The organism is Frankia sp. AgKG'84/4 (assembly GCF_023242965.2).
Classification (GTDB): domain Bacteria; phylum Actinomycetota; class Actinomycetes; order Frankiales; family Frankiaceae; genus Frankia.
The window spans coordinates 1-785 of record NZ_JALKFU020000916.1; the positions used below are offsets into that span (position 1 = coordinate 1).

General features: G+C 54.0%; 1 pseudogene. It reads right to left on the reverse strand.

What is annotated here, in order from left to right:
* Positions 1-13: 13 nt before the first annotated feature.
* Positions 14-785 (reverse strand): annotated as a pseudogene (locus tag MXD58_RS31895) (NAD(P)/FAD-dependent oxidoreductase).

The window sequence follows — 785 nt, forward strand, 5'->3', positions numbered from 1 at the left end:
TTGCTGTACAGCGTTAACGCAGCGGGGGCCTGACCCCCATTGCCCCGCTCAGATCATATCTTCCTAAATCAATATCGATTTCCAGCCCAAGGGCAAGCTTTGCCAGTTGGAATCCAATATAAGGGCCCATTGTCAAGCCGGAAGCCCCCAATCCATTTGCGACTAATATTCCGTTCCAACCGGGTAAGACGCCGATTACAGGGAGGAATCCCGGGGTGAAGGGGCGGAAACCGACTCTGGCTTCCACGAAAGTGCTGCCCGCTAAGCCGGGAGCAGCATCCAATGCTTTATTGAATACTTCCTGCAGGCCGGCTGCTGTCACCCGGGTGTCGAACCCATTCACATCATTTTCGTGGGTTGCGCCCACGACAATCCTCCCACCCTCAAAAGCCAACAAATATTGATCACTTGGCGGCATAACAACCGGCCATCTTTCCGTATTGGTACCCGGGAATTCCAAATGAACTATTTGCCCAGGCGCCTGCACAAACAATTACAGTATCCGAAACGATCCATTCATCCCCAACCTTCACCCCTGTTACACGAGTCCCGTTGAACTGCAGGGCGGCATCTCCGTCCATAAGTACAGCCCCGTTTTTTTGTGCGGCGCGCAATAAGGAGTCACGGAGCGCGCGTCCATCAACTCGGGCGGCACCGCTGATATGTATAGAAGAGAAACCAACGGCAAGCGGGGGAAATAATGCATTGGTTTCGGCCGCAGAAAGTTGAGTGATTTCGCCGATTTCCGGCGCATCCTCCCTGCGTGTTGAAGCCCGCTCTTCCAG